The 21,437-nt window shown below is 67.5% G+C and carries 20 protein-coding genes; 6 read left to right on the top strand and 14 right to left on the bottom strand.

The features are described 5' to 3' along the window. Positions 1 to 36: 36 nt before the first annotated feature. The 4 genes from BW990_RS07690 to gatC are packed head-to-tail and all read right to left on the bottom strand — an operon-like array spanning position 37 to position 3,236. Positions 37 to 735, bottom strand: coding sequence for an N-acetylmuramoyl-L-alanine amidase (locus BW990_RS07690; protein WP_143526116.1), 699 nt, complete (start codon positions 733 to 735; stop codon positions 37 to 39). Beyond that, entirely contained in the window at positions 699 to 1,433 is a 735-nt protein-coding gene (locus BW990_RS07685; RefSeq protein ID WP_076446683.1) for a hypothetical protein, read from the bottom strand. Before BW990_RS07685 ends, BW990_RS07690 begins: the two co-directional genes overlap by 37 nt. A 34-nt stretch (positions 1,434 to 1,467) precedes the next feature. Beyond that, complete coding sequence (gene gatA / locus BW990_RS07680; RefSeq protein WP_076446681.1) at positions 1,468 to 2,949, bottom strand: Asp-tRNA(Asn)/Glu-tRNA(Gln) amidotransferase subunit GatA; 1,482 nt, start codon at positions 2,947 to 2,949, stop codon at positions 1,468 to 1,470. Further along, positions 2,949 to 3,236, bottom strand: coding sequence for an Asp-tRNA(Asn)/Glu-tRNA(Gln) amidotransferase subunit GatC (gene gatC / locus BW990_RS07675; protein WP_076446679.1), 288 nt, complete (start codon positions 3,234 to 3,236; stop codon positions 2,949 to 2,951). The genes gatA and gatC overlap by 1 nt, the downstream gene beginning before the upstream one ends. A 391-nt stretch (positions 3,237 to 3,627) precedes the next feature. Between gatC and BW990_RS07670 the strand changes: the two genes are divergently transcribed. Next, the gene (locus BW990_RS07670) at positions 3,628 to 4,317 is read left to right on the top strand and encodes a metal-dependent hydrolase (protein WP_076446677.1); all 690 of its coding nucleotides are present in this window, start codon (positions 3,628 to 3,630) and stop codon (positions 4,315 to 4,317) included. 92 nt (positions 4,318 to 4,409) lie between these two features. After that, positions 4,410 to 5,414 (top strand): hypothetical protein, encoded by a 1,005-nt coding sequence (locus BW990_RS07665; RefSeq protein ID WP_076446675.1) that lies wholly within the window; start codon positions 4,410 to 4,412, stop codon positions 5,412 to 5,414. A gap of 4 nt (positions 5,415 to 5,418) precedes the next feature. On the opposite strand, the gene BW990_RS07660 is transcribed toward BW990_RS07665, so the two are convergent. Next, the gene (locus tag BW990_RS07660; protein WP_076446673.1) at positions 5,419 to 5,715 is read right to left on the bottom strand and encodes an antibiotic biosynthesis monooxygenase family protein; all 297 of its coding nucleotides are present in this window, start codon (positions 5,713 to 5,715) and stop codon (positions 5,419 to 5,421) included. A gap of 168 nt (positions 5,716 to 5,883) precedes the next feature. On the opposite strand from BW990_RS07660, the gene BW990_RS07655 reads away from it, so the two are divergent. After that, positions 5,884 to 7,176 carry an O-acetylhomoserine aminocarboxypropyltransferase/cysteine synthase family protein gene (locus BW990_RS07655; RefSeq protein WP_076446671.1) on the top strand — a complete coding sequence of 431 codons (1,293 nt, stop codon included), beginning with the start codon at positions 5,884 to 5,886 and terminating at the stop codon, positions 7,174 to 7,176. 163 nt (positions 7,177 to 7,339) lie between these two features. Next, positions 7,340 to 8,389 (top strand): c-type cytochrome, encoded by a 1,050-nt coding sequence (locus tag BW990_RS07650; RefSeq protein WP_076446669.1) that lies wholly within the window; start codon positions 7,340 to 7,342, stop codon positions 8,387 to 8,389. Positions 8,390 to 8,589: 200 nt separating this feature from the next. Here BW990_RS07650 and BW990_RS07645 read toward each other — a convergent pair whose 3' ends face one another. The 4 genes from BW990_RS07645 to BW990_RS07630 all read right to left on the bottom strand — a co-directional run bounded on the left by BW990_RS07645 (position 8,590) and on the right by BW990_RS07630 (position 13,064). Further along, positions 8,590 to 9,495, bottom strand: a complete 906-nt coding sequence (locus tag BW990_RS07645) for a fructose bisphosphate aldolase (protein ID WP_076446667.1) — start codon at positions 9,493 to 9,495, stop codon at positions 8,590 to 8,592. A 110-nt stretch (positions 9,496 to 9,605) separates the two neighbouring features. Further along, positions 9,606 to 10,967, bottom strand: a complete 1,362-nt coding sequence (locus BW990_RS07640; RefSeq protein WP_076446665.1) for a cytochrome P450 — start codon at positions 10,965 to 10,967, stop codon at positions 9,606 to 9,608. Further along, entirely contained in the window at positions 10,964 to 12,205 is a 1,242-nt protein-coding gene (locus BW990_RS07635) for a hypothetical protein (protein ID WP_076446663.1), read from the bottom strand. The genes BW990_RS07640 and BW990_RS07635 overlap by 4 nt, the downstream gene beginning before the upstream one ends. A 106-nt stretch (positions 12,206 to 12,311) precedes the next feature. Beyond that, the gene (locus BW990_RS07630; RefSeq protein ID WP_076446661.1) at positions 12,312 to 13,064 is read right to left on the bottom strand and encodes a cytochrome c biogenesis CcdA family protein; all 753 of its coding nucleotides are present in this window, start codon (positions 13,062 to 13,064) and stop codon (positions 12,312 to 12,314) included. A 115-nt stretch (positions 13,065 to 13,179) separates the two neighbouring features. Between BW990_RS07630 and BW990_RS07625 the strand changes: the two genes are divergently transcribed. Continuing rightward, positions 13,180 to 13,401, top strand: a complete 222-nt coding sequence (locus BW990_RS07625; protein ID WP_076446659.1) for a sulfurtransferase TusA family protein — start codon at positions 13,180 to 13,182, stop codon at positions 13,399 to 13,401. A gap of 70 nt (positions 13,402 to 13,471) precedes the next feature. Here the strand turns inward: BW990_RS07625 and BW990_RS07620 are convergent, their stop codons facing one another. The 5 genes from BW990_RS07620 to BW990_RS07600 form a co-directional block, all read right to left on the bottom strand. Further along, positions 13,472 to 16,279 (bottom strand): Rne/Rng family ribonuclease, encoded by a 2,808-nt coding sequence (locus BW990_RS07620; RefSeq protein ID WP_076446657.1) that lies wholly within the window; start codon positions 16,277 to 16,279, stop codon positions 13,472 to 13,474. Between the two features lie 490 nt (positions 16,280 to 16,769). Continuing rightward, the gene (locus tag BW990_RS07615; RefSeq protein ID WP_076446655.1) at positions 16,770 to 17,060 is read right to left on the bottom strand and encodes a hypothetical protein; all 291 of its coding nucleotides are present in this window, start codon (positions 17,058 to 17,060) and stop codon (positions 16,770 to 16,772) included. Continuing rightward, on the bottom strand, positions 17,060 to 17,410 hold the full coding sequence (locus BW990_RS07610) for a helix-turn-helix domain-containing protein (RefSeq protein ID WP_083950511.1): 351 nt from the start codon (positions 17,408 to 17,410) through the stop codon (positions 17,060 to 17,062). Before BW990_RS07610 ends, BW990_RS07615 begins: the two co-directional genes overlap by 1 nt. After that, positions 17,397 to 17,762 carry a hypothetical protein gene (locus BW990_RS07605; protein WP_143526115.1) on the bottom strand — a complete coding sequence of 122 codons (366 nt, stop codon included), beginning with the start codon at positions 17,760 to 17,762 and terminating at the stop codon, positions 17,397 to 17,399. Before BW990_RS07605 ends, BW990_RS07610 begins: the two co-directional genes overlap by 14 nt. A gap of 90 nt (positions 17,763 to 17,852) precedes the next feature. Further along, positions 17,853 to 18,725 carry an NAD(P)-dependent oxidoreductase gene (locus tag BW990_RS07600; protein ID WP_076446649.1) on the bottom strand — a complete coding sequence of 291 codons (873 nt, stop codon included), beginning with the start codon at positions 18,723 to 18,725 and terminating at the stop codon, positions 17,853 to 17,855. 130 nt (positions 18,726 to 18,855) lie between these two features. Between BW990_RS07600 and BW990_RS07595 the strand changes: the two genes are divergently transcribed. Next, positions 18,856 to 21,324: a penicillin acylase family protein gene (locus tag BW990_RS07595; RefSeq protein ID WP_076446647.1), complete on the top strand. Its 2,469-nt coding sequence runs from the start codon at positions 18,856 to 18,858 to the stop codon at positions 21,322 to 21,324. Positions 21,325 to 21,437: the final 113 nt, after the last annotated feature.

Genomic DNA, 21,437 nt, shown 5'->3' with positions numbered 1-21,437 from the left:
GCGGCCCCTGCGCGGCTTGGCGGCGGTGTCCCGCGATCAGGCCCCGGGTCCGGGCCATTGCGCGGCGAGCGCGGCCATCACCGCGCGATCCGCATCGCACAGCGCCCCATCCGCACCGGGCCGGAACCGCGCGCGGAACGCGGCGAGCAGCGCGTCGTCCTGGCCCGCCTCCCAATGATAGCCGAAGCGTGCCGCGTCCTCGTGGAAATCGCCGGGCTCGCACGGGTCGGGCCAGATCGCGAGACCCCGCCGCGCCAGTCGCCGCCAGTCGAAGCGGCGGCCCGGGTCGATCTTGCGCCCCACCGCCATGTCCGAATGGCCGATCACCGCCTCGGGCGCGATGTCCCAGCGTGCCATGATACCAGGCAGAAGCGCCTCGAGCGCGGCAACCTGCGGCTCCGGGAAGGGCTGCGCGCCGGTATTGGCCAGCTCGATGCCGATGGAGCGGGAATTCATGTCGGCGATGCCGCGCCAGCACCCGGCACCGGCATGCCAGGCGCGCGCGGCCTCGTCGACCATCTGCCAGATGCGGCCATCCTCGGCGATCAGGTAATGCGCGGAGACCTCCGCCTCGGGCAGGCACAGCCGCTTGAGCGCGGCCTCGGCACTCTGCATCGCGGTGTAATGCAGCACGACGTGATCGGGGCGGGCGCCATCACGCCGCGGCCCGCAATTGGGCGATGCGTGCTCTTCGACGATCAGCCGCGCACCGAGCGGAAAACCGACGGGTTCCACCGGCAGGCGAAACCGTCGCCATCGGCATCGAGCCCCTCGCGGTCCTTCTCGGGGCCGCCGGCGGCGAGGAACGCCTCCTGCGCGAGGTCGTCCGAGGCATAGGCCCGGCAGTTGCGCGCTTCCTTCTCCTTCGAGGCGAAGGTGCTGCGGCGATAAAGCGGCTGGCCCACCGCGTTGGTGGTCTGCAGCGCATAGGCCACGATGTTTGGCCCCTCGTTGCCCTGCCGCTGGGGCACGGCGCCGGGCTGGATCACCTGGTATTGCGCGCGGTTCTGCGCGATCAGCGCCGCGTCCTGCTCGATGGAGCGCTCGCCCGAGACCGCGTCGAAATCCTGCTCGCCGGAGATGCCGACATTGTTCGACACGACCTGCGGCGCGGGATTGGAAGGAGAGGCCTGGATCGGCGTCGCGCCGGAATTCGTCTCCGTGCCGAGCGCGCGGGCGGCCATCTCGGCCACGTCGCCGCCGCCGCCTGTGCCCGTGCCGGCAGCACTCCCGCTGGTGCCGAAACCGCCCGCCGGGGGCTGGACATTGGTGCGGCCCTGCAACTGCGCATCGACCGCCGCGCGGCGGTTCGGATCGTAATTGTCGTAATTGTCGAACCCCACGCCCGCGCCGCTGTCGGGAACCGACGGGCTGCAGGCCGCGAGGCCGAGGCAGGTGAGGATCGTCAGGGTCGTCGGCGTCAGGCGTCGCATAAGCGGTGTCTCTCCAAACCGGGCTGGCCGGGCGTTACCACCATTTCTCGGGTTTGCCCACGAACCCGGCCGCGCGCTCCAGCGCATAGGCGGTATTCAGCAGATCACCCTCTTCCCAAGGCCGTCCGATCAGTTGCAGACCCAGGGGCAGGCCCTGCCCGTCCTGGCCCGCAGGCACAGCTATACCCGGAAGTCCGGCAAGGTTCACGGTCACCGTGAACACATCGTTGAGATACATCGCAACGGGGTCCGCATCATCCGACTGGCCCAGCGGAAAGGCCGCCGAGGGCGTCGCGGGCGTCAGGATCGCGTCGACGCCTTGCGCGAAGGCGTCCTCGAAGTCGCGCTTGATCAGCGTTCGGACCTTGCGGGCGCGGTTGTAATAGGCGTCATAGAAGCCCGCCGACAGCACGTAGGTGCCGATCATCACCCGGCGCTGCACCTCGGGGCCGAAGCCTTCGGCGCGGGTCTTTTCGTACATCTCGGTGATGCCGTCGCCCTGGCTCAGCTTCGCCCGGTGGCCGAAACGCACACCGTCATACCGCGCGAGGTTCGACGACGCCTCGGCGGGGGCGATCACGTAATAGGTGGGCAGCGCGTATTTCGTGTGCGGCAGCGAGATGTCGACGATCTTCGCGCCCGCATCCTGAAGCATCTTGCGGCCCTCGGCCCAGAGCGCCTCGATCTCGGCGGGCATGCCGTCCATGCGGTATTCGCGGGGGATTCCGATGGTCTTGCCGCGGATGTCGCCCGTCAGCATCGCCTCGAAATCCGGCACCTCGAGATCGGCGGAGGTGGAATCCTTCGGATCGTGCCCGCACATCGCCTCGAGCATGATGGCGCAATCGCGCACATCCTTGGCCATCGGCCCCGCCTGATCGAGCGAGGAGGCGAAGGCGACGATGCCCCAGCGCGAACACCGCCCATAGGTGGGCTTCAGCCCGGTGATGCCGGTGAAGGCCGCGGGCTGGCGGATTGAGCCGCCGGTATCGGTGCCGGTGGCGCCAAGGCAGAGATCGGCCGCGACGGCCGCGGCGGAGCCCCCCGAGGAGCCGCCGGGCGTCAGGTCCTGGCCGTTCACCCGCCAGGGGTTGACCGCATTGCCGTAGACCGAGGTCTCGTTCGACGAGCCCATGGCGAACTCGTCCATGTTGAGCTTGCCCAGCATGACCGCGCCCGCGTCGAAGAGCTTCTGGCTGACGGTCGATTCGTATTCCGGCCTGAAACCCTCGAGGATGCGGCTTGCCGCCTGTGACGGCACGCCCTTGGTGCAGAACAGGTCCTTGATCCCGAGCGGGATGCCGGTGAGCTTGTCCGCCTCGCCCGCCTTGATGCGCGCATCGGCGGCAGCGGCCATCTCGCGCGCGAGATCGGGCGTCTTATGCACGAAGGCACCGAGCGCATCGGCGCCGTCGATGGCCGTGAGGCAGGCCTCGGTCAGCTCGAGGCTCGTCACCTCGCCCTTGCCCAGCGCATCGCGGGCGGCGGCGATCGTCATCTTGGTCAGTTCGGACATTATTCCACCACCTTCGGAACCGCAAAAAAGCCCTCGCGCGCATCGGGCGCGTTCGACAGGACCTTGGCCTGCTGGTTGCCGTCGGTCACCAAGTCCGCGCGGCGCTTGAGCCGCATGGGCTCGACCGAGACCATGGGCTCCACGCCCTCCACATCGACCTCGGAAAGCTGCTCGATGAAGCCGAGGATGGTGTTGAATTCCTGCGCCAATTCGGGAAGCCGCGCGTCATCCACCCGGATCCGGGCGAGCTTGGCCACGTGTGCTGCGGTCTTTTCGTCGATCGACATGGGCGACGACCTCTTTCCTGCGGTGCGAAACGTTGCCCCGCGTTTATCGCCCGCGCCCGCGCCCCGCAAGCCGCCCGCCGGGTCAAATCCGCCCGCGGCCGCGGCACCGCCGCGCGGGGAGGCACGGGGCGACTTGTTTTCCCGCCCCGCGGCCCCCGCAGCCCGGGCCCGCGCCGCCCTCTGCCCGGCAAGGCGCCAAGCCCCTTCCTTCATCTTTCCGGAAAACCGCCGGAGAGCGCGAGAGGCTGGCCTCTCGTCGGGACGGGCCGGGGTTCGATGCCCCGGACCGGCCCGCATGCCCCCGCGCCACGCGTGGCGCGGCAGGCCTCGCCCCTGCCGCGGAACATGCTATCCTCCACCCGGATCACAGGAACCGACCGGAGACAGACACATGAAGATCACCTTTCTCGGACATGCCTCCTTCCGCATCGAGGCCGCCGACGCGGTCATCCTTCTGGACCCGTGGCTGGCCGGGAACCCGGTCTTTCCCGACGACCGCCGCAGCGACGCCCTGGCGGGCGCCACCCATATCCTGCTGACCCACGCGCATTTCGACCATGCCGACGAGGTCATGGAGATCGCCCGCGAGACCGGCGCGCCCGTGGTCGCCATCGCCGATCTCGCCACCTATCTCGGCGATCAGGGCCTCGAGACTCTCGGGTTCAACAAGGGCGGCACGGTCGATCTGGCGGGCGTCAAGGTCACGATGGTCCATGCCACCCATTCCTCAACCTTCAAGACCGCCGAGGGCCCGGTCGCCGTGGGCAGCGAATGCGGCTACATGATCGCGGCCGAGGGGCACACCGTCTATGTCTCGGGCGACACGGACGTGATGGCCGACATGAAGGTCTTCAACGATCTGCACGCGCCACAGACCGGCATTCTCTGCGCGGGCGGGCATTTCACCATGGACATGAAACGTGCCGCCTATGCCGCCAAGACCTTCTTCGATTTCAAGACGGTCATTCCCTGCCACTACAAGACCTTCCCGCTGCTGGAACAATCGGCGGACGCGCTGAAGGAGGCCCTGCCCGGCGTGGACGTCATCGAGCCCGAGGTCCTGACCCCCATCACGTTCTGATCGGCCACAGCGGGCGGCGATTTGCAAAACCGGCTCTTTGCCGCCCGCGCCATCACGGTTAACCTCCGCCGCAAAAGGCAAGAGCAGTCGGCATGGCACGCAGGAAAGCCCCGCCCAAGCGGGTCAATCTTCTGATCGTCGGACAAGAGGGGCGGCTCGGTTACGAGGCCGCACTCTTCGCGCTGTCGCTCAATGCGCACACCACCGGCGACCGGTTCAACCTCTTCATCGCCGAACCGCAGCCGGGCGCTCTCTGGCATCACGATCCGCGCATCCAGTCGCCCGAGCTGCGCGCGCTTCTGGAGGATCAGGGTGCGACCTTCCTGCCCTTCGAGAGCCGCCATTTCGGTCATGCCTATCCTTACGGCAACAAGATCGAGGCACTCTTCGCGCTGCCCGAGGCAGAGCCGTTTCTCTTCTTCGACACCGACACGCTGATCACCGGCGATCTGTCGGCGGCGCCCATCGATTACGCCCGCCCCACCGCATCGCTGAAGCGCGAGGGCACCTGGCCCGAGATCGAGCTTTACGGCCCGGGCTACGCTGCCACCTGGAAAAGCCTCTACGACCGGTTCGGGCTCGATTTCGAGACCTCGCTCGACCTCACGCAGCCCGACGAATACTGGCAGCGCTATCTCTATTTCAACGCGGGCTTTTTCTACTACAAGGCCGCCCGGCCCTTCGCCGAGCGCTTCCTCGACTACGCGCTCACGATCCGGGACGACGCGCCGCCGGAGCTTGTCTGCCAGAGCCTCGATCCCTGGCTCGACCAGGTGGCCCTGCCGCTCGTCATCCACGGGCTCGGCGGCGGGCGCGACGCGCTCGAGCCGGGATGGCTCGATGGCCGGACGACCTGCCACTACCGCATGCTGCCCATGCTCTATGCGCGCGAGGATCAGGGCGTGATCGACACGCTGGAAGCCATCACCGCGCCCAACCGCGTCAAGAAGGTGCTGAAGGAATACGAGCCGATCAAGCGCATGGTCTACCAGGGGCGCGGGGCCAAGGTCCGCGCGCTCTTCGATCAGGACGACCTGCCCCGCAAGGAACAGGCGATCCGCAACAAGATCAAGCGCAACGGCTTCTGGATGCGCTGAACGCTCAGCCCGTAATCAGATCGTAATGTCGGATCACCCGGCGCTCGACCAGCTCCGCCTCGGCCGCGTCCACATGCGGGCTGTCGATATCCTCGCCCACGAAGGCCTGCAGCGCCGCGAGATCGCGCCAGACCATGACTAAGCAAAATTCGCGCGGGCTCTCGGCACGGGCCGCGCCGGGCAGCACCTCGACGATGCCATCGGTGGATTTCATCAGCGGGATGGCGGTGTCGTGAAAGAATGTCGCGAACGCCGATTCCTGTCCGGGCCGCGTCCGGACCTGAAAGACACGCATGATCATGGGGACCCCCTCCTTCATGGACCGGTTTCCCGCGACGTGACCTGCCTCGGCACCTGCGCATTATAGCATGAACGGCCAGAAATGGCCCGGCCGGACGAGCGGCAGACCTTTTCTCCCTCGTCCCGATCTCCTAGCGTGCCGCGTGACAGGGAACAGGGAGACCCAGACATGACCGACCAACCGCAATACGGCTTCGACACGCTGCTGATCCACGCGGGCGCCCGGCCCGACCCGGCCACCGGCGCGCGCCAGACGCCGATCTACCAGACCACCGCCTATGTCTTCCGCGACGCCGATCACGCGGCGGCGCTCTTCAACCTGCAGGAGGTGGGCTTCATCTATTCCCGCCTCACGAACCCCACCGTAGCGGTTCTGCAGGAAAAGATGGCGATGCTCGAAGGCGGCGTGGGGGCGGTCTGCTGCTCCTCGGGCCACGCAGCGCAGATCATGGCGCTCTTCCCGCTGATGGGGCCCGGGCGCAACATCGTCGTCTCGACGCGTCTCTACGGCGGCTCGGTCACCCAGTTCAGCCAGACCATCAAGCGCTTCGGCTGGTCCGCGAAATTCGTCGATTTCGACGACATGGACGCGGTCGCGGCGGCCATCGACGACGACACCCGCGCAATCTTCTGCGAGTCGATCGCGAATCCGGGCGGCTACATCACCGATCTCGACGCGGCGGCCAAGGTCGCGGATGCGGCGGGCCTGCCGCTCATCGTCGACAACACCTCGGCCACGCCGTATCTCTGCCGGCCCATCGAGCATGGGGCGACGCTGGTCGTGCATTCCATGACCAAGTTCCTCACGGGCAACGGCACCGTGACCGGCGGGGTGGTGATCGATTCCGGCAAGTTCGACTGGTCCGCCTCGGGCAAGTTCCCCTCGCTCAGCGAACCCGAGCCCGCCTATCACGGCCTCAAGTTCCACGAGACCTTCGGGCATCTCGCCTTCACCTTCCACGGCATCGCCGTCGGTCTGCGCGATCTCGGCATGACGCTCAATCCGCAGGCGGCGCATTATACGCTGATGGGGATCGAAACATTGTCCCTGCGCATGAAAAAGCACGTGGAGAACGCCGAGACCGTGGCGGGATGGCTTGAAAACCACGACGCCGTCGAGGCCGTGACCTATGCCGGCCTGCCCTCCTCGCCCTATTTCGACCGGGTGCCGCGGATCTGCCCCAAGGGCGCAGGCGGGCTCTTCACGGTGACGCTGAAGGGCGGCTACGAGGCCTGCAAGACCTTCGTGGACAGCCTCGAGCTTTTCAGCCACGTCGCCAATCTCGGCGATACCCGCAGCCTCGTGATCCATTCGGCCTCCACCACCCACCGCCAGCTGACCGAAGAGCAGCAGGTCGCGGCGGGTGCGGCGCCGAATGTCGTGCGGATCTCCATCGGGATCGAGGATGCCGAGGACCTGATTGCCGATCTCGACCAGGCGCTGGCCAAGGCCGGCCACTGACCCAGGCGCGGCGGCGCGTCGATCGTGCCGCCGCAGCCATCAGGCCCGTTCGGCGGGGCTTTGCCGTTCGGTGCCGCGCGGAGGGTCAAAAGGACGCAGTTTTGCCTTTCCCCCGCCGCGCATCGCTCCATGTCATATTCCAGCGCATTTAGGAGATTGCCCCATGTTCAAGAACAAGGATCCTTTCGATCAAGCCATCCTGGGCGGCCTCGTCGTCTTCGGCGGCGGCCTCGTCCTGCTGTCGGCCTGGCACGCCCTGGTCGTGCCCGACCCGCAGACCGCCCAGGCGCCCACGGAAATGAGCGCGCCGGAGGAAGAGACCGAGACCGCGGAGGCCCCCGCCGAGGAAGCGCCCGCTGAGGAGATGACCGAGACTGCGGAAGCGCCTGCGGAAGAGGCAGCCCCGGCAGAGGAAACCGCCGAGGCGTCCGAAACCGAGGCCACCGAGGAGACGACCGAGACCGCGGAAGCCCCCGCCGAGGAGGCAGCCCCGGCAGAGGAAACCGCCGAGGCGACCGAAACCGAGGCGACCGAAGAGACAACCGAAACCGCGGAAGCCCCCGCCGAAGAGGCCGCCCCGGCCGAGGAAAGTGCCGAGGCGACAGAGACGGAGGCAACCGAAGAGACGACCGAAACCGCGGAAGGCCCCGCTGAAGAGGCCGCGCCTGCCGAGGAAACCGCCGAGGCATCCGAGACCGAGGCCACCGAAGAGACGACCGAGACCGCGGAAGCCCCTGCCGAAGAGGCCGCCCCGGCCGAGGAAAGTGCCGAGGCGACCGAAACCGAGGCCACGGAAGAGACAACCGAGACCGCGGAAGCTCCCGCCGAAGAGGCCGCCGCCGAGGAAACCGCGTCGGCGGATGGCGATGCGGCCTGGCCCGAGGCGCAGATGGCCTATCTCGACGGCGATGCCGAGGCCGGCACCCGCATCTGGAACCAGTGCCGGGCCTGCCACGTGGTCGATCAGGAACAGAACCGCGTCGGCCCGCATCTCGTGGACATCGTCGGCCGCGATATCGCCTCCATCAACGGCTTCCGCTACAGCAGCGCGCTGCAGGAGCTGCAGGGTCAGCAATGGACCCCCGAGGAGCTCGACGCCTGGCTGACCAACCCGCGCGAATATGCAAGCGGCACCTCGATGAGCTATCCCGGCGTCAAGAACGAGGGCGACCGCAAGGACCTTCTGGCCTATCTCTGGTCGCTGCAGAACTGATCCGGCGCAGGGACGCGGCATCCCCGATGCTGCGCGTCCCTGATCCCCCTGATCCCTCCGCAGCGCTGCGCAGCGCGGATCGGCGCGCCCCGCGCGCCACCCATCGCCCACAGGAAAAAGCGCCCCCGTCTTCGGGGGCGCTTTTGACATGAGAGGCGCGGAGGCTGCAGGCATCCGCTCCTTCGGATCAGGCGGTCAGGTCAGGCCGCGGAGGCCTTGTATATCTTGTCGATATTGGAGCCGAGCGCCGCGGTGAATTCCGCCTCGGTTTGCTGCTTCGAAAGCCCCTCCGTCAGCGCCCGGCTGAAGCTCGCGATCATCTTCGGGCTCTCGGCCAGCCGCGCGCAGGCCTCGTCGGTGGAATAGCCGCCCGAGAGCGCCACGACGCGCAGCACGCGCGGGTGATCCGCCGCCGGGTCGTAAAGGCCGGGCTTCGTCGGGATGGTCAGTTTCAGCATGATCTCCTGGCCCTCCTCCAGCGTGTCCAGATGGCGCAGGATTGCGGCCAGCAGCATGTCCTCGGCGGCTTCCTTGGTGGGCGAATGGATGTCGATCTCGGGCTCGAGGATCGGCACGAGACCGGCGGCCAGCACCTGCCGGGCCACCTCGAATTGCTGCGCGACGATGGCCTCGATCCCGTCGGCATTGGCCTCGTGGATGACCGAGCGTTCCTTGGTGCCGAAAATCATCAGCCCCGCCGCCTCCTGCAGCAACGCATCGAGCCCGGGCATCGGCTTCATCAGCTGCACGCCGTCGGCCTTGTCTTCGAGCCCCTTGTCGATCTTCAGGAACGGCACGATCCCGAGGCCGCTCCACAGCGTCTCGGCGGTGGGCTTGCCATCGACCACGCCGCGCATGGTCTTCTCGAACAGGATCGCGCCCAGCACCTTGTCGGACGAGAACGGCGCCGCGGTGATGATTCGCGACCGCATCTCGTGGATTTCCGCGAACATGGCGTCCTCGCCGTCATAGGCGTCCTCGTCGACCCCGTAGAGGCGCAGCGCCTTGGGTGTCGAGCCGCCCGATTGATCCAGCGCGGCGATGAAACCCTGCCCCGTGCTCATGCGGGCCTTCTGGGCGGCGAAGATTTCTGGGTTCGGAGCCATGCGCGTCGTCCTTTCTGGGCCAAATCGCCCCAGAAATACGACATACCGGGCGCGAAGGATAGGGAGCGCAGCGCGCGGTTAGCGCTAAGTTTAGCGCTAAACCTTTGATTTCACGCTTCGTGTGGCCCGCGCGGCGTCAGCACGAGGTGAATTCCGTCCCGCGCCCGCACGGTCAGATGCGCCACCGGATCGGGCGCCGCACCGGGTGCGGCGGCAATCCGGAAGGCCCGCACGATCAAAGCCATCAGAAGCGGGCCCTCGACCATGGCGAATCCCGCCCCCGGACAGACGCGCGCGCCCGCCGAGAACGGAATGTAGGCGTCGCGCGCACAGGTCTTGCCGTTCTCGGTGGCCCAGCGGGCCGGGTCGAAATCGTCCGGCGCCTCCCAGAGCCGTTCGTGCCGGTGCAGATGCCAGGGGCTCAGCACGAGCTGCGATCCGCGCCGGATGTCGCGGTCGCGAAAGCGTTCGGGACAGGTATTCTCGCGCACCATCATCGGCACCGGCGGGTAGAGCCGCAGGGTTTCGCGGAACACGTCGCGGCTGATCCGGAGGCGGCTCATGTCCGAGAACGCACCTTCGATGCCCTCGGCCTCCTCAGCCACGCGCGCCTGCCAGTCGGGATGAATGGCCAGCAGGTAAAGCGCCCAGGCCAAGGCCGAGGCCGAGGTCTCGTGCCCCGCCAGGAAGAAGATCGCCACCTGGTCGACCATCTCGTCGGTGCTGAAGGTCTCGCCGGTTTCGGGGTCGCGGGTGGTCATGATCTTGGTGGCCAGATCGTCGGGCGCGGTGCCCGCGCGGATCGCCGCCATGCGCGCCTCGGTCAATTGCCGGATCAGCCCGCGGATGCGCGCCGCCGCCCGTTTCGTGTCGGAGCGGAAGAACCGCGGCAGCCAGCGCGGCAGCGGCACGAAGGCCGCGATGTTCAGGATCGGCTGGCTGCGCTGGTAGGTCCGGAATTCGCGGAAGACGGCCTGCGCGATCTCGTCCTCGATGGGAATCGAGAAGAGCGTGCGGAAGATGACGTCGGCCGCGGCATGGCTCGCCTCGGCCTCGATCTCGACCGGAGTGCCGGTGCGCTCCGACAGGCGCGCGACGATGCGTTGCCCGGCCTCCCACATCGGCGCCCATGTGTCGCGCAGCCGTCCCCCTTCAAAGGCCGGATCGATGATGCGCCGCTGGCGTTCCCAGGTGGCCCCGTTGGTCAGGAACACGCTCTCGCCCAGAAGCGGGCGCAGCCCCTCGCCCACGCGGTCGGATTTCGGAAAATCGCCGGGCCGGTCCTTCAGCACGGTCTTTACGAGCTCGGGCTGGTTCATCAGATAGGATCGGAAGAAGGGCGTGCGGAACTCCGCCATCCAGGCCCGGTAGAGCCGTGCGGGCTGCGCCGACAGGATGTCTTCGCGGAAAAGCCGCGCATAATGCCGAAGCGAGACACGGTCCGGACGTGACCGGGGTTTCGGCGGTCTCATGCCGCCATGGAGGTGAATTTCGACACCGGAATGTCGATCCGGCTCGCCGAGGCCGGACGGTCCGCGTAGCGCGCGGCCAGGCTCACCGGTCCCGCGGTGATCTGGAAATAATCGTAATCGAGCGGCGCATCGAAGGCGCAGAGATACTGGAAATGCAGCCGGAAGAACCGCCAGCGCAGCTCCTTCCAGCGCTCCGGGCTGAGCGAGCGAGTGAATTGCGCCGAAAAGACGAGCGGCCAGCGCTTGTCCGGGGGGGCAACCCCCGAGACCGCGACCGGATCGCAGAGCGCGAAGGCGCAGCCATCGCCGGGTGCGGTGACATCGACCCAGGTCAGCGCGTCGCTTGCCGACAGGTAATGCAGATCGGCGCGCAACCGGTCCGCCCTGGGCAGGAAGGACACCATGGGCACCACCTGGCCCAGCGACAGAAACGCAAGGCGCGGACCGTTTGCGGGCACGCGCTTTGCACGGATGAGGTCAGCGAGGATCGACACGCCCAGATGCGCCCCCGAGGAATGCCCAACGACCAGCACCTCGTCGAATTCCCCGGTCAGCGCCTCGGCGATCCGGTCGGCGAAGGCGGTCATCCGCGCCTCGAGCTCGGGCGGGTTGGCGCCCTTGCGGCGCGCCGAATAGGCGTAATCATGCATCAGGTAATAGGCGAAGATCTTGCCGTCCCGCGCCTTGAACCAGCGCAGGATCGCGATGCCCGCCGCCACGCCCGCAGCGCCGCCGAGGATACGGGCGAGGAGGTCCGGCAACGGGCCGACAAGCTGCGCCCCGGCATAGAGCGCCCAGAACGCCAGCAGCGCGATCAGCGCCTGCAGAAGCAGCATCCCGATCGGATAAAGCGCCGCGATCACCGGCCCCTTACGAAGCAGCATCAGCCGCCGCAGGGCGCCCGAGGCGATATAGACCCACGCGGTCCGGACAAGGCTCAGATAGGTCGCCGGGATCGAGGTCGACATGGAGTCGCGCACGATGTCGGACCAGACCAGCACCTCGATATCGGCACTGGAGACCTGATTGTCGATCACGCTGTCCACGTGCCAGCCGTAAGGGCCCTTGGTGGTCTTCGGGCGGAGTGTCAGCTCGTAGCCCGAAATCGCCGCCTGCGCGGCACCCTCCTTGCGGTAGAGCTCGCGGTAGCGGCGCGGATGGATCGGATCGTAGCCCGGGATGTAGAACACCCGCCGCCGCGTCACCTCTGCCCCGTTCCCGCTCTGGCGCGTCGCCATGGCCCGTCCTCCAACTCGCGCGGCAAGGCTAGCGCGCCTTCGCGGCGCGTTTAAGGCGATTTGCGCACAATTTGGCGAAATGGGCGCGATTGTCGTGCCGGGCGGGTCAGCCGAGCGCGGCCAGCGCCGGGAAGGTCTCCAGCAGCCAGAAGGAGAAGGCCGTGAAGGCGCCGGTCACCAGCGCGAGGCCCACCGCCACCAGAAGCCCGCCCATCACCTTCTCGATCAGCGCCATATGCCGCTTGATGCGGTTCATCAGGCCCATCGCCCGGGTCAGGAAGATCGCGGCCAGCAGGAACGGAATGCCGAGCCCCGCGGCATAGACCGCCAGCAAGAGCGCGCCGCGGCTGGCATTGGCCTCGGAGGCGGCGAGCGACAGGATCGCGCCCAGCTGCGGGCCGATGCAGGGCGTCCAGCCGAAGGCGAAGGCCAGGCCCAGCACGTAAGCGCCGAAAGCCGACCCGCCGCTGTCACCCGCATCGATCCGCGCCTCGCGGTCGAGGAAGGGAATGCGGAACACGCCGAGGAAATGCAGCCCGAAGACGATCACCACCACGCCGGAAATCCGCGCCAGCAGCAGCTGGTTCTGCAGGAACAGCGAGCCCAGCCACGACGCGGTGAACCCCAGCAGGATGAACACCGTCGACAGGCCCAACACGAAAAAGAGCGCGGCCATCCCGGCGCGCGCCCGCGCCGAGCCGCCGCCCTGCATCTCGGCGACACTGACGCCGGACATATAAGCCAGGTAAGGCGGCACGATGGGCAGCACGCAGGGGCTTAGAAAGGACAGCCCGCCGGCGATCAGCGCCACGATCATGGCGGGCAGCAACCCTGCATCGATGATCTCGATTCCAAACATGATCCAGACCTAGGCCATCGGCTGCGCGGCGTCACGCCTTGCCGCGTCACATGCCCGTGGTATGGCTGAAATATCGCGCTGGACACCGGCGCGGCGAGTGCCTAGCTCTCGCGTCATGACACATGTGCTCGATGCTCGGGGGCTGCTCTGCCCCCTGCCCGTTCTCAAGACCCGCAAGCGGCTCTCCGCGCTCGATGCGGGTGAGCGGATCGCGGTGACGACGGACGATCCCGCGGCCGTGGTCGACATGCCGCATTACTGCCGGGAAAGCGGTCACCACCTGGTGGAAAGTCGCGCCGAGGGCGCGGAGATGCACTGGCTCATCGAAAAACGCTGAACTCGGGCGGCACGATTTCTTGGAGAATTGTGCCCCGGGACTTTCGTGAAAATCCCGGGGCCTCTGTGTCTTAGCGTCCGAGGTTCCACCAGCCGCGTTTCTTCGGCTTGGACGCATCCTCCGCCGCGTCGACATCGCCTTCCGCGGGCTCGAGGGGGCGCACCTCCTCGGCCGCGGGCGCGGCCTCCTCGGGGGCGGGCTGCGGGTCGGGGACCGGTGTGGTCTCGACCGCGGCTTCCTCGGGAGCGGGACGCGCCTCAGGCGCCGTGCCGGTCTCGACCGCCGCCGGTTCGGGGGCGGCGGGGGTTTCCTCGATCTTCGCATCGACCGGCGCGGGTTGCGGCTCGGGCGCAGGCTCAGACATGGTTTGGGCGGTGTCGTCCGCCGCCTCCTCGGCCAGGGCGGGCTCGGTCTTCTTCCGGCGGGTCGAAGGCTTGCGCTTGGCCTTGGGCTTCGGCGCGTCTTCGGCCGGATCATCCGCAACGGGCTCGGACGGGGCCGCGTCGGAGGCGTCGGCTTCGGCGGTTTCCTCGACGGGCGCAGTCTTCTTCTTGCTGCGCGTGCGGGTCCGCTTCGGCTTCTCCTGCGTCTCCTCGGCGGGCTCTGCGTCGGACGCCGCGACCTCGGAGGGCGCGTCGGCTAAGGTCTCGGACTGCTCCGCGTCGCCATTCTCGGAGGACGCGTCGCCCTGGGCCTCATAGCCCTCGCCATTGCCGTTCTTCTTGCTGCGGCGACGGCGGCGGCGGCGCTTCTTGGGCTTCTGGTCGCCCTCGTCGGAAGAGGCGGCAGAACCGGAATGCGAAGACGGGGTCGAAGGCGCGTCGGCCTCGTCGCCCGGTGCCGGCGGCGCCTCGGACGGATCGGGCTCTGCCGCAGCGGCAGCCGCTTCGTCCGCGTCGATCGCATCCATGATCGAGGTGTCGACCGACACGACCGGGGCCAGCGCCTCGGGCACGGTGCGCGACGCGGTCTTGAACTTCTCCATGGAGAAATCGGGCGAGACCAGCGACGGATCGCCCTCGATCTGCACCGCCATGCCGTAGCGTGCCTCGATCTGAGCGATATGCTCGCGCTTCTGGTTCATCAGGAAGTTGGCGATGCCCACCGGGGCCTTCACGCAGACCTCCTTCGAGCGGCGGCGCGTGCCCTCTTCCTCGATCTGGCGCAGGATCTGCAGCGCCATGTTGTCGTCCGAGCGGATCAGGCCGGTGCCGTGACAGGAGGGGCACGGGGCCGTCGTCGCCTCGATCATGCCGGGGCGCAGACGCTGGCGCGACATCTCCATCAGGCCGAAGCCCGAGATGCGGCCCACCTGGATGCGCGCGCGGTCGGTCTTCAGCTTGTCCTTGATCTTCTTCTCGACCGCGGCGTTGTTCTTGCGCTCGTCCATGTCGATGAAGTCGATCACGATGAGCCCCGCAAGGTCGCGCAGGCGCAGCTGGCGGGCCACTTCCTCGGCGGCCTCGAGGTTGGTCTTGAGCGCGGTCTCCTCGATCGAGCCTTCCTTGGTCGCTCTGCCCGAGTTCACGTCGATGGCCACCAGCGCCTCGGTCACGCCGATCACGATGTAACCGCCCGATTTGAGCTGCACCGTCGGGTTGAACATCGAGCTGAGGTAGCTTTCGACCTGGTAGCGCGCGAAGAGCGGCATCTGGTCGTTGTAGAGTTTCACGTTCTTGGCGTGGGACGGCATGATCATCTTCATGAAGTCCTTGGCGATGCGGTAGCCGCGCTCGCCCTCCACGAAGACCTCGTCGATGTCGCGATTATAGAGATCGCGGATCGACCGTTTGATCAAGTCGCCCTCTTCGTAGATCTTCGCCGGCGCGATCGACTTGAGCGTCAGCTCGCGGATCTGCTCCCACAGGCGCTGGAGGTATTCGTAATCGCGCTTGATCTCGGTCTTGGTGCGCTTGGCGCCCGCGGTGCGGATGATGAGCCCCGCGCCTTTCGGAACTTCGATCGAGTTCGCGATCTCCTTGAGCTTGGAACGGTCGGCCGCGTTGGTGATCTTGCGGCTGATGCCGCCGCCACGGGCGGTGTTGGGCATCAGCACGCAATACCGACCGGCGAGCGACAGGTAGGTGGTGAGCGCAGCACCCTTGTTGCCGCGCTCTTCCTTGACGACCTGCACCAGCAGGATCTGGCGGACCTTGATGACTTCCTGGATCTTGTAGCGGCGGGCCCGCGGCTTGCGGGCCGGGCGGATATCTTCCTCGGTGTCGTCGTCGGCGACGGATTCGATCGACTCGTCGCGCGCCGCGGCATCGCCGTGATCGTCCTCGCCGGCCTCGTCCGCGGCCGCCTTGGGGGCGTCCTCGTCGTCGTCGCCGGGCTCGGCGCTATCGCCCTCAGGCTCCTCGACCGGGGTTTCGGCCACGGTCTCCATCGGCGACAGCCCTTCGGCGGGATCGTCCGTTTCGCTGCCCTCGTCCTCGCTGAGATCGATGGTCTCCATGCCGGCGGGGCCGTCGGCGGACTTCGTTGCCACGGCATCGTCCGAGACGGTCTTCTCGGCCTCGGGCTTGCGCGACCGGGAACGCCGGCGCGACTTGCTCTTGGGCTGTTCGTCCTCGGCCTCGGCGCGCGCCTGGGCCTCTTCTTCCTCCATCAGCGCCTGACGGTCGGCGACGGGGATCTGGTAATAATCGGGGTGGATTTCCGAGAAGGCCAGGAAGCCGTGGCGGTTGCCGCCGTAATCGACGAAGGCCGCCTGCAGCGAGGGTTCGACGCGCGTTACCTTTGCGAGGTAGATATTGCCCGCGAGCTGCCGCTTGTTTTCCGATTCGAAGTCGAATTCCTCGACCTTGTTTCCGTCGACCACCACGACGCGGGTCTCTTCCGCGTGGGTGGCGTCGATGAGCATCTTCTTTGCCATATTGTCCGTTTGCACGGCCTCGACCCCCCGCCCCTGTCGGTGCGGAGAGGTGATGAGCCTGTGTCTTGTCTGAGCGATGCACGCAACAAGCGCGGGCGGCATGCGGACACGTCTGTGCCGCGCATATCCTGCCTCGTCTCTGTCGCGTGGATCATCGCATTTGGTCCCTGGCGCGCGCCGGAACATGTCCGGACCTGGCGCCGATTTGATAACCCGGCACCACATCGGTTGCGGCACGGGCGGAGTGAGATGGCCTTGCGGCCGCATCGGTCTGTCGGGACGGGCGGGACCGGTAAGGCCCGGAAATCCTGTCCGTTCAGCGAATTCGGGGGCGAGACGCTGCTCGCCAACACGGTCACATTACGCGGGAAAAGTGTCAAAAGACAATGGGCAAAAGCGCGGAAGGCAAATGCGCGGCAGGCGTTGGGCATGCATCCGGCGGACGCGGGCACGGCCGGATATCGCGCCCCCTGCGCCCGGAAGCGCCATATCAGGGGATGGGCACGAAGAGCCGCAGGACCGCGCTGCCCAGAAGCAGAAGGTATCCCAGCGCCAGGCAGACCTCGTCGATCCGGCGCCAGGCGGCCACGTCGCGGCGCCATTTGTCGCCGAGAATACCCTTCACGCTGTCGCGGAACGTCTCGGGCGTCTGCGGCAGCGCATCCTGCACCGCCTGCAGTTTCTTCTTGCGGGAATTGAGCGACCAGGCCGGCACGGCCAGCACGGCGATACCCGAAGCCGCGGCGAGGTTCAGCCACCAATGCAGCTCGGCCGGCGCCATTAAACGGCGATGGCCGCGACGGTTTCGGCCCGTGGCGGCTGGGCGTCGAGAAACGCCTCCTCGTCTACCTTGGCGCCCGAGAAGCTGATGAGCATGTGCCCGCCGCAGGCCTCGACATAGCGGGTCACGGTATCCCAGTTGGGCAGCGCGCCGGTGGGCTGTTCGAGCCGCGAGATCATCGGCTGGGTCAGATCCGACCGCGCCTCGATATCCTTCTGCGTCAGCCCCTTCTCCTTGCGCAGGGCGCGCAGGGCGAGCGCCAGCTTGCGCTTCATCTCGTGGCCGCGCTTGGCCTCGGCGATATCTGGCCGGGCGGCGTTCAGGTGGGATCGGAAACTAGTCTTTGCCATGGGCGGGCTCCCAGCTTGGGTCGATCAGGGACAGGTGTTGCGTGGCGCGGCGGCGGGCGGCCTCGCAGAGATCGCCGCGGCGCGACATGAGCCCCAGCAGAAGGCACGGCCAGGGCGGCCGCCGCGCGGTATCGAGCGCCAGCGCGAGAGCGGTGCCGCGACAGCCCGGGATGGCGAGCGTGTAGATCTCATAGCGATCCTCCAGCAGGCCGCAGCGCTCGTCGGGGTCGGGATCGGCGCTTTCCAACTCCTCGAGCAGGAATTCCGCCCCGGCCACGCAGGGCCGCGACAACGCGCGGAACTCGTCGAGCACCGCATCGTGGTAGGCGGGCAACGGGGCGACCTTACGCATGGCGCAGGGCCGCCCCGCCATCCACGCTCACAATATACGTTTTGTGGTATATGATTTCAAGGATATATTCCTGCATGGCGCAACCGGGCCTCAACCCGGCGCGCGCAGCCGCTTGATGAGGCTCGACGTGTCCCAGCGCCCGCCGCCCATCTTCTGCACGTCCTTGTAGAACTGGTCGACCAGAGCGGTGACCGGCAGCGACGCACCGACCTCGTCGCCGGTCTTGAGGCAGATGCCCAGATCCTTGCGCATCCAGTCCACCGCGAAGCCGTGGTCGAAATGGTCGTCGAGCATGGTCTCGTAGCGGTTCTGCATCTGCCAGGAGCCTGCCGCGCCCTGGCTGATCACCTCGACCACCGCGCGGCCGTCGAGCCCCGCCTTCTCGGCGAAATGCAGCGCCTCCGAGAGGCCCTGGACGAGGCCCGCAATGGCGATCTGGTTGCACATCTTGGTCATCTGGCCCGCGCCGCTTTCCCCGATGCGGCGGCAGAGTTTCGCATAGGCGTCGATCACCGGCTCGGCCTTGGCATAGGCCTCCGCGTCGCCGCCGCACATCACCGACAGCGCGCCATTCTCGGCCCCCGCCTGCCCGCCCGAGATCGGCGCATCCACGAAGGCGATGCCCTTTTCCTTCGCGGCGGCGTAAAGCTCCGCCGTCACCTCCGCCGAAACGGTGGTGTGATCGACGAAGATCGCGCCGTCCTTCATGCCCGCGAACGCACCGTCCTCGCCGAGGCAGACCGAGCGCAGATCGTCGTCATTGCCGACGCAGGACATGACGAAATCCATGCCCTCGGCCGCCGCGCGCGGGGTTTGCTGGGCCGCGCCGCCATGCTCCGACGCCCAGGCTTCGGCCTTGGCGAAGGTGCGGTTGTAGACGGTCACGTTGTGCCCCTTGGCCTGCAGATGCCCCGCCATCGGGTATCCCATCACGCCGAGCCCCAAAAATGCGCATTTCGCCATGGCCTGTCTCCCTCTTGTCCGTATGTTTCAGGGGCTTTGTCGCCCCCGGGCAGCGACTTGGCAAGCTCCGGCATAGGGTTTAGTGCCCGGTGAGAGCGGCGCCAGTTCGGGCGCGCGGAGAGAGGGCGATATGCGGATCATCTTTCGCTGGCTTGTGCGCCTTGTGGGCGTGGCGCTGATCCTGGGCGCGCTGGCCGTCATGCTGGTCTATTACCTGGGCGCGCGGTCGCTACCGGATTACGACGTGCGGGCGGCGGTGACGGGGCTCGACCAGGCCCTGGAGATCGTGCGCGACAACTCCAACGTGCCGCATATCATGGCCGCGACCGACCGGGACGCCTTTTTCGGGCTCGGTTACGTGCATGCGCAGGACCGGCTGTGGCAGATGACGCTGATGCGCCGCACCGTTCAGGGCCGCCTCTCCGAGGTCTTCGGCACGCGCACGGTCGAGACCGACAACCTGTTGCGCAGGCTCGATCTCTACACGCTGGCCCGGCGGAGCGTCGCGGCGCAGGACGACCGCACGAAGGCCGCGCTTCGGGCCTATGCGGATGGCGTGAACGCGCGCATCGACGAGATCAACCGCGAAAGCCTCGGCCGCGGCGCGCCCGAGTTCTTCCTCTTCGGGGCGGAGCTCGCGCCCTGGCAACCGGCGGATTCGCTGGCCATCGTCAAACTGATGGCACTGCAGCTCTCGGGCCACCTGTCGAACGAGGTGCTGCGCGCGCGAACCTCTCTCGCGCTCGACGATGCCGATCGGCTGGCCGACATCCTGCCCGACGTGCCCGGCACCGGCACGGCCGTGCTGCCGGAATATTCCAGCCTCGCGCCCGGAGCCACCGGCCAGACCCGCATCGCCGCCGCCCCCAAGGGCGGGTTCTGGCCGGTGCCGGAGCATGGCCTTGCCGGTGCGTCGAACGCCTGGGCGGCCGATCCCACGCGCTCGGCCTCGGGGGGCGCGCTTCTGGCCAACGATCCGCATCTGGGCTTTACCGCGCCCGCGATCTGGTACCTCGCCCGCATGCAGCTCTCGTCGGGCGGGGTGATCGGCGGCACGATTCCGGGCATTCCGGCGATCATGGTGGGCCGGTCGGAGGCGCTGGGATGGGGGCTGACCTCGTCCTATCTCGACGATCAAGACCTGTTTCTCGAAAAGCTCAACCCGGACAATCCCGACCAGTACCAGGGCCCCGAGGGCTGGCGGCGCTTCGAGACCCGGCGCTCGATCATCAACATCAAGGATGCCACCCCCGTCACCGTCACCCTGCGCTGGACCGAGAACGGCCCGGTCCTGCCCGGCACGCAGTTCGACCTGGGCGCGATCACGCCGCCCGGACACGTGATGGCGTTGTCCTGGACCGCGCTGTCGCCCGCCGACACCTCGCTGACCGCGGCGGTGGGCCTGATGTACGCCGAGACCATCGACGACGCGATCGCCCAAAGCGAGGCCTATGTCGCGCCCTCGCAGATGCTGACGCTGACCGACGGCACCGAGGTCGCGATGCAGCTCATCGGCGCCATGCCCGCCCGCGACGATGCCCATCAAAGCCAGGGCCGAATGCCCGCGCCCGGCTGGATCGCGGCAAATCGCTGGCAGGGCAGCCTGCCCTACAGCGCCAATCCGCGCTTCGCCGATCCGCTGGGCGGGATCGTCGGCAACACCAACAACAAGGTGCTCGACCGGCCCTTCCCGCTCCATGTCAGCTACGAATGGGGCGACAGCCAGCGGGTGCAGCGCTGGCGCACGCTGATGCAGGGCCGCGAGGTCCATACCCGCGACAGCTTCATCGAGTTCCAGCTCGACACCGTGTCCGAGGCCGCGCGCACGCTGCTGCCCCTGATCGGTGCCGACCTGTGGTTCACCGGCGAGGCGGCCCCCGAGGGCACGCCGGAACGCCGCCGGCGCGATGCGCTTGACCTGCTGGCCGAATGGAACGGCGAGATGAGCGAGCATCTGCCGGAGCCGCTGATCTACGCGGCCTGGCTGCGCTTCCTGCAGGACCGGCTCATTCGTGACGATCTGGGCCCGCTCGCCGATGAGTTCACCCGGATCGAGCCGCTCTTTCTGGAACGGGTCTACCGCGATGTCGATGGCGCCGCGGCCTGGTGCGACGTGGCCCGCTCGGCGGTCGAGGAAAGCTGCTCGGATCTCGCCCGGCTCGCCCTCGACGACGCGCTGATCTGGATCGAGGAGACCTACAACACCACGCTTGCCTCGCTGCGCTGGGGCGATGCGCACGAGGCCACCCACGACCACGAGGTGCTGGGCGAGGTGCCGGTGCTGCAGGCCTTCGTGAATATCCGCCAATCCACCAGCGGCGGCGATTTCACGCTGCAGCGCGGCGCCACGCGCGGACGCGGGCCGAACCCGTTCCTGAACGTGCATGGCGCGGGCTATCGCGGGGTCTACGACTTCGCCGATCCGGACTCGTCGGTCTTCATCACCTCGACGGGTCAGTCGGGGCATTTTCTGTCGCGCCATTACGACGACCTCGGACAGCTCTGGCGCCGGGGGGAATACATCCCGATGTCCCTCGACCCCGATCTGGCGCGCGCTGCGGCGGTGGGGATCACCGAACTGGTGCCCGCCGCGGAATAGGTCCTACCGGCGGCGGCCCCTTTTCAGTCAGGTATTCCCGCATACGAACGACGCCCGATTCGTGGTATAATCGCGTCATTGGTCGATTCCGTATCGTTCACATTTTTCCATCC

The sequence above is a fragment of the Roseivivax lentus genome, from assembly GCF_900156805.1.
Lineage (GTDB): Bacteria > Pseudomonadota > Alphaproteobacteria > Rhodobacterales > Rhodobacteraceae > Roseivivax > Roseivivax lentus.
The sequence above is the reverse complement of the archived record's forward strand: the minus strand, read 5'-3'. Positions and strand labels throughout refer to the sequence as shown.